Annotated in this window: 11 protein-coding genes; 4 read left to right on the forward strand and 7 right to left on the reverse strand. The window is 61.3% G+C overall.

All coding sequences use genetic code 11. The features are described 5' to 3' along the window. Positions 1-73: 73 nt before the first annotated feature. From D8U61_RS06590 to D8U61_RS06620, 7 genes are all read right to left on the reverse strand, one after another. The gene (locus D8U61_RS06590) at positions 74-319 is read right to left on the reverse strand and encodes a ferredoxin family protein (RefSeq protein ID WP_003225615.1); all 246 of its coding nucleotides are present in this window, start codon (positions 317-319) and stop codon (positions 74-76) included. Between the two features lie 27 nt (positions 320-346). Then, entirely contained in the window at positions 347-2,077 is a 1,731-nt protein-coding gene (locus D8U61_RS06595; protein ID WP_130926626.1) for a fumarate reductase/succinate dehydrogenase flavoprotein subunit, read from the reverse strand. Then, positions 2,074-2,826 carry a GntR family transcriptional regulator gene (locus D8U61_RS06600; protein WP_130926627.1) on the reverse strand — a complete coding sequence of 251 codons (753 nt, stop codon included), beginning with the start codon at positions 2,824-2,826 and terminating at the stop codon, positions 2,074-2,076. The genes D8U61_RS06595 and D8U61_RS06600 overlap by 4 nt, the downstream gene beginning before the upstream one ends. Positions 2,827-3,040: 214 nt before the next feature. Next, positions 3,041-4,006 (reverse strand): Gfo/Idh/MocA family oxidoreductase, encoded by a 966-nt coding sequence (locus D8U61_RS06605; RefSeq protein WP_130926628.1) that lies wholly within the window; start codon positions 4,004-4,006, stop codon positions 3,041-3,043. A gap of 9 nt (positions 4,007-4,015) precedes the next feature. Next, complete coding sequence (locus D8U61_RS06610) at positions 4,016-4,903, reverse strand: Dyp-type peroxidase (RefSeq protein WP_071172020.1); 888 nt, start codon at positions 4,901-4,903, stop codon at positions 4,016-4,018. A 74-nt stretch (positions 4,904-4,977) separates the two neighbouring features. Continuing rightward, entirely contained in the window at positions 4,978-5,715 is a 738-nt protein-coding gene (locus D8U61_RS06615; protein WP_177433309.1) for a DUF72 domain-containing protein, read from the reverse strand. Positions 5,716-5,725: 10 nt separating this feature from the next. After that, positions 5,726-7,513, reverse strand: coding sequence for a thiamine pyrophosphate-requiring protein (locus tag D8U61_RS06620; protein WP_024012702.1), 1,788 nt, complete (start codon positions 7,511-7,513; stop codon positions 5,726-5,728). Positions 7,514-7,694: 181 nt separating this feature from the next. Between D8U61_RS06620 and D8U61_RS06625 the strand changes: the two genes are divergently transcribed. The 4 genes from D8U61_RS06625 to D8U61_RS06640 all read left to right on the forward strand — a co-directional run bounded on the left by D8U61_RS06625 (position 7,695) and on the right by D8U61_RS06640 (position 13,027). After that, positions 7,695-8,198, forward strand: coding sequence for a cupin (locus D8U61_RS06625; protein ID WP_130926629.1), 504 nt, complete (start codon positions 7,695-7,697; stop codon positions 8,196-8,198). A 229-nt stretch (positions 8,199-8,427) separates the two neighbouring features. Continuing rightward, positions 8,428-9,267 carry a glutathione-dependent disulfide-bond oxidoreductase gene (gene yghU, locus D8U61_RS06630; RefSeq protein WP_130926630.1) on the forward strand — a complete coding sequence of 280 codons (840 nt, stop codon included), beginning with the start codon at positions 8,428-8,430 and terminating at the stop codon, positions 9,265-9,267. A gap of 270 nt (positions 9,268-9,537) precedes the next feature. Continuing rightward, on the forward strand, positions 9,538-11,706 hold the full coding sequence (locus D8U61_RS06635; protein WP_130926631.1) for a TonB-dependent siderophore receptor: 2,169 nt from the start codon (positions 9,538-9,540) through the stop codon (positions 11,704-11,706). 127 nt (positions 11,707-11,833) lie between these two features. Further along, positions 11,834-13,027, forward strand: coding sequence for a GAF domain-containing sensor histidine kinase (locus tag D8U61_RS06640; protein ID WP_016774442.1), 1,194 nt, complete (start codon positions 11,834-11,836; stop codon positions 13,025-13,027). The last annotated feature ends 8 nt before the right edge of the window (positions 13,028-13,035 follow it).

The following is a 13,035-nucleotide window of genomic DNA, read 5'->3' on the forward strand; positions in this document are numbered from 1 at the left end:
CGGGTCAGTCACCATCATTGTTGAATGAACGATTGCTTTCGCGAGCAGGCTCGCTCCCACAATGGATTTGGGGTCAACGCAACAAATAGGGGATGTCGACCTTCACCGCCCCCGTCGGGCAATCCTTCTCGCACGGCATGCAGTACCAGCATTCATCGAACGCCATGTAGGCCTTTTGCGTGGCCGGGTTGATCGCCAGCAGGTCCATCGGGCAGACGTCGACACACACGGTGCAGCCCTTTTCGGCGATGCATTTGTCCTCGTCGACGGTGACCGGGGCGTTGGAGCGGAAGAAGATTTCCTGAGCTTGGTAAGCCATGGTTCGGACTCTCTGAAAAATGATGTCTCAAGCGGCGAAAGCGCCGACGCGCAGGCGGTCGTAGGCCTGCATTTCCTCGGCGTCGAGCGGGATGATGTAAGGCTCGACGGCTTTCTTGAAACTGGTCATCTTGCCGTCCTCGCCCTTCTTCAGATGACAATGGCAGAACCACTCGGCGTCGTTGCGTTGCGGATGATCGACGCGATAGTGGTACAGGCCCCAGCGGCTTTCGGCGCGGAACAACGACGCGCGGGCGGCCATTTCGGCACAGTCGCGGATCACGCTGGTTTCCATCGCTCGCATCAGTTCGTGAGCGTTGTTGGCTTTCATCTGCTCGAGATCGCGCTCGATGTCGCTGAAGCGTTGCAGGCCGATCTGCATCTTCTTGGTCACTTTCGGCGGTTGCAGGTAGTCGTTGACGAAGCGCCGCAGTTTGTATTCGACCTGCGCCGGCGGCAGACCGTCCTGGCGATCGAGCGGCGCGTAGACCCGGGCTTTCTCCTTGGCGATCTGCTCGCTGTCCAGTGCGGAAAACTCGCGACCGGCGACAAATTCCGCGGCGTTGTGCCCGGCGAACCAGCCGTAAGTGAACGCGCCGAGCATGTAATTGTGCGGCACCGCAGCCATGTCGCCGGCCGAGTACAAGCCCTTGACCGACGTCTCGGCTCGCTCGTTGACCCACACACCGGACGCCGAGTGGCCGCTGCAAAAACCGATTTCCGAAATGTGCATTTCGACCATCTGCGTGCGGTAGTCGGTGCCACGGTTGGCGTGGAACTGGCCACGGCTCGGGCGCTCGTTGCTGTGCAGGATTTCCTCGATGTTCTGGATGGTTTCCTCGGCCAGGTGATCGAGTTTGAGGAACACCGGGCCGTTGCCGCTTTCCAGTTCCTGGTGAAATTCCCACATCATCTGCCCGCTCCAGTAGTCGCACTCGATGAAGCGTTCACCCTTGTTGTTGGCGGTGTAGCCACCCAGCGGGCCGGTGACGTAGGCGCAGGCCGGACCGTTGTAGTCCTTGATCAGCGGGTTGATCTGAAAGCACTCAAGATTGGCCAGTTCGGCGCCTGCGTGATAGGCCATCGCGTAGCCGTCACCGGCATTGGTCGGGTTTTCGTAAGTGCCCATCAGGTAGCCCGACGACGGCAGACCGAGGCGCCCGGCCGCGCCGCAGGCGAGAATCACCGCTTTGGCCTTGATCACATGGAAGTCGGCGGTGCGGCAATCGAAGCCCATCACTCCGTTGACCGCGCCCTCCTCGTCGGTCAGCAAACGCGTGCAGACCAGGCGATTGGTGATGCTCACCCGCGCACGTTTCAACTGCCGATACAGGACTTTCTTGATGTCGTGCCCTTCCGGCATCGGCAGCACATAGGCGCCCATGTGGTGAACCTTTTTCACCGCGTAGTCACTGGTTTCGTCCTTCTCGAACTTCACGCCCCAGCGGTCGAGTTGTTCGATGGTTTCAAAACTGTGCGTCGCATAGGCGTAGACCGCCGCCTGATTGACGATGCCGTCATTGGCGATGGTGATTTCCTTGGTGTACTGCTCCGGTGTCGAGTGGCCGGGAATGATCGCGTTGTTCAGGCCATCCATGCCCATGCTGATCGCGCCGCTGCGCTTGACGTTGGCCTTGTCGACCAGCAACACGCGCAAATCGCGGTTCTTCTCCTTGGCCTTGATCGCCGCCATCGGCCCGGCCGTACCGCCGCCAATCACGACGATGTCGTATTCCTGTTCTAGAACGTTGCGGGTCATGCCTGCTCCCCTTTTTGCCGGTCGATCCGCAGGCGGTACTGGAACGCATCGCCACGGTAATAAAGGTGTTCAAAATCCAGCGGCTGGCCCTGGGCGTCATGGGTCAGGCGCTCGATGCGCATGATCGGCGAGCCCGCTTCGACGTTGAGCGCCTGGGTCAGATCGCTGTCGGCCAGCACTGCGTCGATGGCCAGATCGGCGTGGCCAAGGGCGATGCCGCAGTCGTTTTCGAGGATCAGAAAGATGTCGCGGGTGACCAGATCCGCCTTCTCCAGTCGCTCGCCGACCGCTTTGGGCAGGTAGGTGATTTCCAGCGAGATCGGCTCGCGATTGATCAGCCGTACGCGTTTGATCTGCGCGACGATTTCACCCTCGGTCACCTGCAGACGCTCGGCGACACGCTTGTCGGCCGGAATGAATTTGAAACTGCGCAGGCGGTTGATCACCTCGTAGCCGCGCCCGGTCATCGACTCGGCGAGGCCTTGCAGGCTGCTGACGTTCTGAAAGGTTTTCGGCTTGGCGACAAAGGTGCCCTTGCCATGGATCTTGAAGATCAGCCCTTCCTTTTGCAGATCACCGAGTGCCTGGCGCACGGTGATGCGGCTGACTTTGAACAGCGCACCCAGTTCGCTTTCGGAAGGCATCTGACTGTCTTGCGGGTATTCACCGTCGAGAATCCGCGCACGGAGCACGTCGCGCAGTTGGGTGTGCAGCGGAACGCTACTGAGGGAGAGAACGTTATCGGTCATCGTCAGATCACTTGTTATAACGAGTTATGACGTGATCTTAGAGACGTTATGGCGAGGTTGAGAAATATTGTTTGGGCATAACCTTAGATGCGCGTTGCGCCGGAAGACCTGTGGGAGCGAGCCTGCTCGCGAAAGCATTCTGTCAGTCAATACCTCCGTGACTGACACACCGCTTTCGCGAGCAGGCTCGCTCCCACAGGGGATCGTGAGCTATTCAGCGTTTGAGGATCTCGTCCATGACCCAATCGGTCTTGACGGCTTGCTCGGCCACGGCGGGATGCTGTGAATCACCCCGAATATGCGCATTCATCCCCAGCACGTGATGCCACTGAATATGCTCGTGATGAGCGATCTCCAGGCTGATCTGCTCATCGGCATCCAGCTGCACCGGATGCTCGTCAAACACCGAAAACCCGATGCGCCCTTTGCTGCCGATAATCTCGACGCGATCCTCACGGCGGTCCGCAACAAAGTTCCAGCAGCCCATGCCCAGCGCTCCGGAAGCGAATCGCCAAGTGGCGCTGACCGCATCTTCCGCCGCGTACAAACCTGCCTGACGCGCGGTGAAACCGGCGACTTCAACGATGTCGCCAAGCAGATACTGGAACAGGTCCAAGCCATGGCTGGCCAGGTCGGCAAAGTAGCCGCCGCCCGCCACCGCCGGGTCGGTGCGCCAATTATCGCGACCCTCAAGATCAGCCGGCGACGGCGCTTTGGTCAGTGTCCAGCTCAGATGGCGAACATCACCAATGCGCCCCTCCTCCAGCCATTGCCGCACCTGAGCGAAGCGCGGCAGCGAGCGGCGGTAATAGGAGACGAACAAGTGCAGACCGGCAGCGGCAAACGCTTGCTGCATCTCGCGGCTTTGCCCGGCGTTGAGCGCCATGGGCTTTTCCACGCAGCAATGCTTGCCGGCGGCGGCGACTTTCAGGCTGTAGGCATGGTGGCTGTCGGGCGGTGTGGCGATGTACACCGCGTCCACTTCGGGATCGTTGATCAGCGCATCGACATCGGTATAGACGCGGCTGATGCCGTGGCGCGCGGCGTAGTCGGTCACCGCTTCGAGGCGACGGCCCATCACTGCAATCAGCGCCGAACCGGGCGCCTTGTAGAAGGCCGGCCCGCTCTTGCGTTCAGCGACACTGCCGCAACCGATCATGCCCCAGCGCACCACGTTCATAGGCAGTCCTCAGCCGATGCGCAGCGCGCGCAGATCAAGGCGTCCATCCTTGAGCGGCGGGCACCAGTAGTAGCCGCCGGTGATTGGCCGGCTGATCTGGTACAAGCCATCGGCTATACCGTCCTCCAGGCCGCTCATGCGCCGCAGCTGTGCCTCGAAGGCATCCAGCGAAAAACCGAAAGCGAGGAACATCAAACCGGCACGATCGCCTTCGATCCACGGCATCGAGCGGCGCACGACGAACGCTTCCGGGGCGAAGCTCTCTTGCGCGGTGCGTTTGACGTGGGCGGAGATCGGCGCGTCGTCGATTTCTTCGTTATCGCTCAAGCGCCGTCCCATGATGTCGTCCTTGGCGCCGGCAGACAGGCGATGAAAACCCTTGAGGTCGTGCTGCCACTGCTGGATCGCGGCGAAGCTGCCACCGACCAGCCCGTCCGCGCCACTGCTCAGCAGCGCGGCGGCGACAGCGGCATCATCGTGCGGGTTTTCCGTGCCGTCCTCGTACCCGGTGAGGTCGTGGCCGTCCATGTGGCGGAAGGCTTCCTGCATCTCGACCAGACGCAAGGCCGGGGCCAGCGCGGCTTCGATAGCGTTGCAGCGGTTGAGCAGTTCACCACGGTCGACACCGTGCAGCCAGATCCACAGGGCATGCTGGGTCGACGGGTTGTTCACGCCAACGCCGGTCAGCGCCGGGAAGCTGCGCAGGCCGGCGATTTCGACATTCAGCGCCTTGGTCAACGACTCACCAAAGCCAACCACCGCCGACTTGCCATCCACCAGCATCAGCAGGCTGTCGATCGCTTGCGGCAAGGCTTCAACCGACGCCAGGGCGAAAAACAGATGACGTGCTTGCGCAGGAACAGGGGTAGCGAGAATGCCCGGCTGGTAGTAACTCATGTGAACTCCTTGAAAAAGTGCGCGGAGTTTACCTGTAGCCGGATCGTTTGTGTGGGTGGCGAGAGCGTCGTCGTTCAGCGTTCAACGCCTTCGATCAACGCCCTCAAAGCCAGCGCATCGGCGGTGGCGGCGCCGCTGGCGGTGTTGTCGAAGATGCACCAGATGTCCCTGTCTTCGGCATTTGCGCGCCGCAGGTTCTGAGCAAGCTGTTGCAGATAGGCCGCTTCATAAGCGCTGTGATAAATCCGTGGCGAGCCGTGCAGGCGCCAATACTGCAGGCCTTGCCAGCCACCCGGTGCGGTGTCGCTGCTGATCCGCGAGGGATCGACCACCGCCTGGGCAATCTGCAGCTCCACCAGCATTGCCTCAGCCTCAGTCCAAGATTCGTGTCGTGGTTCCAGCACCACACTGCCCTTGAACCGCTCGCGCAGGGCATGAAAAAACGCCTCGGCCACCGGCGCATCGAAGGCAAGTTTGGGTGGCAGTTGCACCAGCAGGCAGCCGAGTCGATCAGCCAAGCCCTGGCATTGCCCGAGAAACTCATCGAGCGCGGCCGCGCTGTCCGCCAGCCGCTGTTCATGGGTGATGAGCTTCGGCACTTTCACTGCGAAGCGAAAGTCCGGCGCTACCGAGTCGGCCCAGCGTTCGTAGGTCTGACGCCGATGCGGGCGATAGAACGAGCTGTTGATTTCCACACAGTTGAAGCGCGCGGCGTAGCGTTGCAGGTGCGTGCCTTCGGCGGGGAATGCCGGCCAGTGCTCGCGCCCGAGACTCCAGCCGGCGCAACCGATGTAGATGGTTGACTCGTTCAAGCGCACACCGTCATTTCTTCCCGGGCAACACCGCGCCCAACACCTGCTTGGCGGTCTGCACGATCACCCCGGCTTCGTCCGGATCGCCCTTGAGCAGGGTCGTGGCGAATTTCTTCGCTTGCTCAAGCTTGATGTGCGGCGGCAACGGCGGCACGTTCGGGTCGGTCTTGAACTCGATCAGCACCGGCACTTCCGAGGCGAGTGCCTGTTCCCACGCAGCGGCGACCTCTTCCTCGCGATCAACGAAAATGCCCTTGAGGCCGATGGAAATCGCGAACAGGTGATACGGCACATCAGGAATGCTCTGCGACGCTTCGAATTTGGGATCACCCTCCATTACCCGCTGCTCCCAGGTGACCTGGTTGAGGTCTTCATTGTTGAACACCGCGCAGATCCATTTCGGGCTCTGCCATTGCCGCCAGTATTTGGCGACAGTGATCAGCTCGGCCATGTTGTTCATCTGCATCGCGCCGTCGCCGACCAGGGCAATGACCGGGCGTTCCGGGAAGGCGAACTTGGCCGCGATCGCATAGGGCACCGCCGCGCCCATCGAGGCCAGGCCACCGGACAGTGAGCATTTCATACCGCGACGGATTTTCAGGTCACGGGCGAACCAGTTGGCGCAGGAGCCGGAATCGCTAGTGATGATTGCCTGCTCAGGCAAGCGCGGTGACAACTCGTAGACCACTCGTTGCGGGTTGACCGGATCGGCTTTGGCCATGGCGCGTTTTTCCAGGGTTTTCTCCCAGCTGCTGCGCCAGCCTTCGATCTTCTTGCGCCATTTGTTCGAGGTTTTCTGTTCCAGCAAGGGCAGCAACGCGGCGAGGGTTTCCGCTGAATCACCGACCAGGTTGACCTCCATCGGATAACGCAGGCTGAGCATGTCCGGCTGCAAGTCGATCTGCACCCCGCGCGCCTGGCCTTCCTTGGGCAGAAACTCGGAATACGGGAAGCCCGAACCGATCATCAGCAAGGTGTCGCACTCGCTCATCAGCTTGTAGCTGGGCTCGGTGCCGAGCAGGCCGATGCTGCCGGTGACCCACTGCAAATCGTCTGGCAACGCTGCTTTGCCCAACAGCGCCTTGGCGACGCCCGCGCCGAGCTTTTCCGCCACGGCGATGACCAGATCGGTCGCCTCCAGCGCGCCGGCACCCACCAGAATCGCGACTTTTTCGCCGCTGTTCAGCACCTCGGCGGCGCGTTGCAGATCGGCGGCATAAGGAACGACTTTCGGCTTGCTGTAGCCGACGCCGGAATGCGCGGTGCCATGGGCGCGCGCCGGTTGTTCGTAAGGCAGATCCTGCAAGTCATTGGGCAGAATCAACGCGGTGACGCGGCGCTCGCCGACCGCAGTGCGCACCGCGCGATCAAGCAGATGGCGCACTTGCGACGGCGCCGAAGCCTGCTGCACAAACGCACCGGCGACATCCTTGAACATCGACACCAGATCCAGTTCCTGCTGGTAGTGACTGCCCAGCGCCGTACGCGCCTGCTGACCGACAATGGCCAGCACCGGCATGTGATCCATGCGCGCGTCGTAGAGGCCGGTGATCAGGTGCGAGGCGCCGGGACCCGAGGTGGCGATGCACACGCCCAGCTCGCCGGTGAACTTGGCGTGGGCCGAGGCCATGAACGCAGCCATTTCCTCGTGCCGTGCCTGAACGAATTCGATCTTGCCTTTGGCCCGGCTCATGGCGCCGAACACGCCGTTGATGCCATCCCCCGGATAACCAAAAATTCGCGTGACGCCCCATTCGCTGAGCCGCTCAACCAGAAAATCACCAACTGTCATCGTCATCTTGACCCTCGCCATTTACCGCTGCATGGACATATAAGGGTCTGGACAGCCCGGTGCGCGATGAAGTTTCGCTGGATTGTCCGGGCATGGGCTCAGGCACCGTGTTTGCGCGGCAATGATTTTTTGAGGCGATTGCCCTGCGCTGCGGTCGACTGATAAATCGAGCGAAGGAGGATTGGCCATGACTGAAGTGCAAACCCTGCTGCTGGAACGCAATGACTGGGTGCCGAACAATCCGCGTCTGCCGGTGCTGATCTACCGCCGCGCGGTGGCCATCGAGGGCAACGATCCGGCGGCGCGCTTCGAGCAGACGTTCGGCGCCAATGGCTGGCCGGCGCAGTGGCGCTACGGCATTTATGACTATCACCACTATCACACTGAAGGCCACGAAGTGCTTGGCGTGGCGGCCGGTCAGGCGCGGTTGATGTTGGGCGGGCCTGATGGGCAAGTCGTCGACGTCGGTGCTGGGGATGTGTTGTTGCTGCCGGCGGGAACCGGGCACTGCAATCTGGGCTCGAGCGAGGATTTTCTGGTGGTGGGTGCTTATCCGCCGGGGCAGCAGGCGGATATTTGCCGGGCCGCGCCGAGTGATGCGCAGTTGGCGCGGATTGCGGGGCTGGCGTTTCCTGAGACAGATCCGGTGCAGGGACTCGGGGGTGCGGTTGGGCGGTATTGGAGCTGTTAGGCGCGGCGACCCTGCCGACGCTTCGCGAGCAGGCTCGCTCCCACAATGAATACGGGTGAACCCTGTTTCTCTGTCCAATACATACCCCTGTGGGAGCGAGCCTGCTCGCGAAGGCGGCAGATCGGTTTGCATCATTCAATATGAATAACCGCACTCACCGCTGGCACCCGCCGGAAATTTTCCCTACGGTGTCTACCTGTTCTCTCCCAGCATCGACGAGGTCCGTTTCATGAGCAAAGCGTCTTACGTTCCGCCCAAGGTCTGGAAACACGAAGCTCCTTCCGGCGGCCACTTCGCCAGCATCAACCGGCCGATCGCCGGGCCGACCCACGATAAGGAACTGCCGGTCGGCAAGCATCCGCTGCAACTGTATTCGCTGGCCACGCCCAACGGCGTCAAGGTCACCATCATGCTCGAAGAGTTGCTCGCACTCGGCCACAGCGAGGCCGAATACGACGCGTGGCTGATCCGCATTGGCGAGGGCGATCAGTTCTCCAGCGGTTTCGTCGAGGTCAACCCGAATTCGAAAATCCCGGCGCTGCTGGATCGCAGCGTCGAGCCGCCGATCCGGGTGTTCGAGTCCGGTTCGATCCTGCTGTATCTCGCGGAAAAGTTCGGCGCCTTGCTGCCCAAGGATCCGGCCGGTCGCACCGAAACCCTCAACTGGCTGTTCTGGCAAATGGGCTCGGCGCCGTACTTGGGCGGCGGCTTCGGGCACTTCTACGCGTATGCGCCGGAGAAGCTCGAATACCCGATCAACCGCTTCACCATGGAAGCCAAACGGCAGCTGGATGTGCTCAACCGCCGTCTCGCCGACAACGCCTATCTGGCCGGCGACGATTACACCATCGCCGACATCGCCGTGTGGCCCTGGTACGGGCAACTGGTGCGCAACAACGTTTACTCGGCGGCGGAATTTCTCGCCGCGCATGAGTACACCCATGTGCAGCGCTGGGCGGAAGAAATCGCCAAGCGGCCAGCGGTCATGCGTGGGCAGCGAGTGAATCGCACCTGGGGTGATGAAGACAGTCAGGTGCCGGAGCGGCATGGGGCGAAGGATCTGGACTGATTTCAGAAAAAACGCATCACCCTGTGGGAGCGAGCCTGCTCGCGAAAGCGGAGTATCAGACAACGAATCTGTTGAATGACCCACCGCCTTCGCGAGCAGGCTCGCTCCCACATTTGCGTCCGAAAGCCATCGAATCCAATTGTGAAAAAATCATTAACTAACTGACTCGTACGGGTTTATTCCCCCGGAAACTTCCGACATACTAATGCGAATAATTCTTACATGCACTCGCATTCGTTTCGTTTGGGTAAATCTTGGGGAAGCAGATAGATGTCGTTTCACACCATTCACCGCCGCTCGAACCTTTCACCTAACCTCCTCGCAATCGCCATCGGCATGGCCAGCATCGCTCCTGCGTTGGCTGAAGAAACCGCAGCCACAGCGCCCACCAATGGCCCGCTGGAACTGCAAGCGACCGAAATCGGCGCTACGCAGATGAGCAGCACCACCGAAGACACGCAGTCCTACACCACCGGCCCGATGCAGACCGCGACCAAGCTGTCGCTGACCATGCGCGAAACGCCGCAGGCGGTGACGGTGATCACTCGCCAGCGCATGGACGACCAGAACATGACCAGCGTCAACGACGTGGTGCGCGGCACGCCGGGGCTGTTCCTCAGCGAGGCCAGCGGCCCGGGCCGGCAGACTTACAAGGCGCGCGGTTTCGACATCGACAACATCATGTACGACGGCCTGCCCAGCTCGTATTCGCCGTTCACTTTGGCCGTGCAACCGAACCTGGCGATGTTCGACCGGGTGGAAATCGTCCGTGGCGCGACCGGCCTGGTCACCGGTGCCGGCAACCCGTCGGCGGCGATCAACATGTTGCGCAAACGCCCGACCGCCGATCAGCGCGTGACCCTCACCGGCGCCGCCGGCAGCTGGGATGACTACCGTGGTGAAGTCGACGCCTCCAGCCCGCTGAACGACAGCGGCACCCTGCGTGGCCGGGTGGTGACGTCGTATCAGGGCGCCGATAGTTTTCGCGACAAGGAAGAAAACGATCACGGCCTGTTCTACGCCATCGGTGAAGCCGACCTGAGCGACAGCACCACGGCGACCCTCGGTTTCTCCCGGCAGAACGATCAGACCAATTATTTCTGGGGCGGCCTGCCGATCGGCGAAGACGGCCACCACCTTGATCTGCCCCGCTCCACTTACCCGGGCACCGACTGGGAAAACCGCAAGCTGCAAGTCGACACCGTATTCGGTGAAGTCGAACACCGTTTCGACAACGACTGGAAACTGCATGTTGGCGGTTCCACTTCGACAACCGAAGGCGAATTCTCCGGCACGTACCTGTCGCGTTACGACGGCCCGCTGGAAACCACCGCCTACCAATCGCACCACACCGACAAGCAACGCGCCTTCGATGGTTTCGCCAGCGGCCCGTTCGAAGCGTTCGGCCGTACCCACGAACTGGTAGTCGGCGCCAGCAATCGGGTGTACGACGCCACCACCAAGGAATACGCGCCCTACGACACCGGCCTGCCGATCGCCGCGCCCAAGCCGGACTTCGTCCGTAGCGGCAAGTCGCGCAACGTCACCACCCAGGACGCGGTTTACCTGACCACGCGCTTGAGCCTGGCCGACCCGCTGACGCTGATCCTCGGCAGTCGTCTGGACTGGTATGACTACGACGATCGCAGTGCCGACGGTGACTTCAAGGTCACGCGCAACCTGACCCGTTACGCCGGCCTGATCTACAAACTCGACGACCATCACTCGGTCTACGCCAGCTACACCGACATCTTCACCCCGCAAACCCAGAAGGACCTCGGCGGCAAAGTGCTTGAGCCGATCGTCGGTGAAAACTACGAAGTCGGTATCAAGGGCGAATATTTCGACGGCGCGCTGAACGGCAGCGTGGCAGTGTTCCAGATGGACCAGACCAACCGCGCCACTCAGGCAGCGACCCAGCTAGGCTGCCCGGAACTGACCTGTTACGAAACCTCCGGCAAGGTTCGCGCCCAAGGCGTGGACATGGAACTGCAAGGTGCGCTGACCGAGCAATGGCAAGTCGGCGCCGGCTACACCTACACCCGCGCCCACTACATCAAGGACGAAAACCCGGCCAACAATAACCAGAAATTCGACACCGACATGCCCGAGCACCTGTTCAAGGTCTCCACCGTGTATCGTTTCAAAGGCCCGCTGGAAAAACTGCGCGTGGGCGGCAACGTCTACTGGCAGAGCCGCATGTACAACGACATCGCTCTGGCCAATGGCGGCAGCTATCGCCTCGAACAGGGCGGCTACGCGGTCACCGACCTGATGGCCGGTTACGAGGTTAACAAGCACCTCGACCTGCAGGTCAACGCCAACAACATTTTCGACCGCAAGTACTATTCCTCCATCGGCACCGACGTGACCTGGGGCTCGACCGATAACTACGGCACCCCGCGCAGCTACATGATGACGGCCAAGTACAAGTTCTGAGGCGATAGCGCTCAGCAAGCACCACACAGGGCGCCGGGAGTTTTCCCGGTGCCCTTTTTTGCAGGTTCATTAGGCATGTCCAACGTTTACCGATAGTCTCTTGCGACACTTTCGCGAAGCACCGGCCATGCCCCAGACAGATTTCTCCTCCGACCTCCAGGCCATCGGCAGCATCGACGCTGTGCCGGTGATCCTGAGCATGGTCAAGCACATCACCGGTATGCGCTTCGCCGCCGTAGCGCGGGTCACCGAGAGCAAGTGGATCGCCTGCGCCGTGGATGACTCGATAGACTTCGGCTTGTTGCCCGGCGGCGAACTGGTGCTGGAATCGACGATTTGTCATGAGATCCGTCAGCACCATCAGCCGGTGATCTTCGGCCATGCCAGCCAGCACCCGCTGTTCTCCACGCACCACACGCCGAAAACCTACGGTCTGGAAAGCTACATCTCCATTCCGATCATCAAGGCCGATGGCGAATTCTTCGGCACGCTGTGCGCCATTGATTCGGTGCCGGCGAACCTTGACGACCCGGCCATCGAAAAGACCCTCACCCTCTTCGCCCAACTGATTGCGATGAGCCTGGATACCCAAGGCCATTTGCACGCGACCAAAACCGCGCTGGCCGATGCCAACGAAATGGGCCGTCTGCGCGAGCAGTTCATCGCCGTTCTGGGCCATGACTTGCGCACGCCACTCAGTGCCATCCGCATGAGTGCCGATCTGCTGGACAGCAAAGTCGAGGACAAGCGCTCGCGCACGCTGCTGTCGGCGATTCGCACCAGCTCGGTGCGCATGGGCGTGCTGATCGAAAACATCCTCGACTTCGCTCGGGGTCGGCTCGGCAGTGGCATCCCGGTACAGCGCAAACTGGTCGATGACTTGCAGCAAACGCTGCGCCAGACCCTGGAAGAAATCCAGGTGGCCTACCCGCAGGCGAAGTTCATCGATTCGCTGGAGGTGCCGGCCGGGGTCTATTGCGACCCGCTGCGGATCAGCCAGTTGTTGTCGAATCTGCTGGGCAACGCCGTGACCCACGGCTCCACCGCCGAACCGATCGTGCTCAAAGCCTTTGCCGAGGGCGACGAAATCGTTATTTCGTTGACCAATCAGGGCACGCCGATCCCGCCTGCGCTGATGCCGCTGCTGTTCGAACCGTTTTCCCGTTCCGAAGCAGGCCAGCGTCATGAAGGGTTGGGACTGGGCTTGTACATCGCCGGGCAGATTGCCAATGCGCACAACGGCACCTTGAGCGTGACATCCGACCGTGAAACGGGCACCTGTTTTGTCGCGCGCTTCCCTGCCCGCTTCAAGTGGGTCTGAGCGCCGCT

It is taken from the genome of Pseudomonas sp. Sample_14 (assembly GCF_004307515.1).
Taxonomy (GTDB): domain Bacteria; phylum Pseudomonadota; class Gammaproteobacteria; order Pseudomonadales; family Pseudomonadaceae; genus Aquipseudomonas; species Aquipseudomonas atacamensis.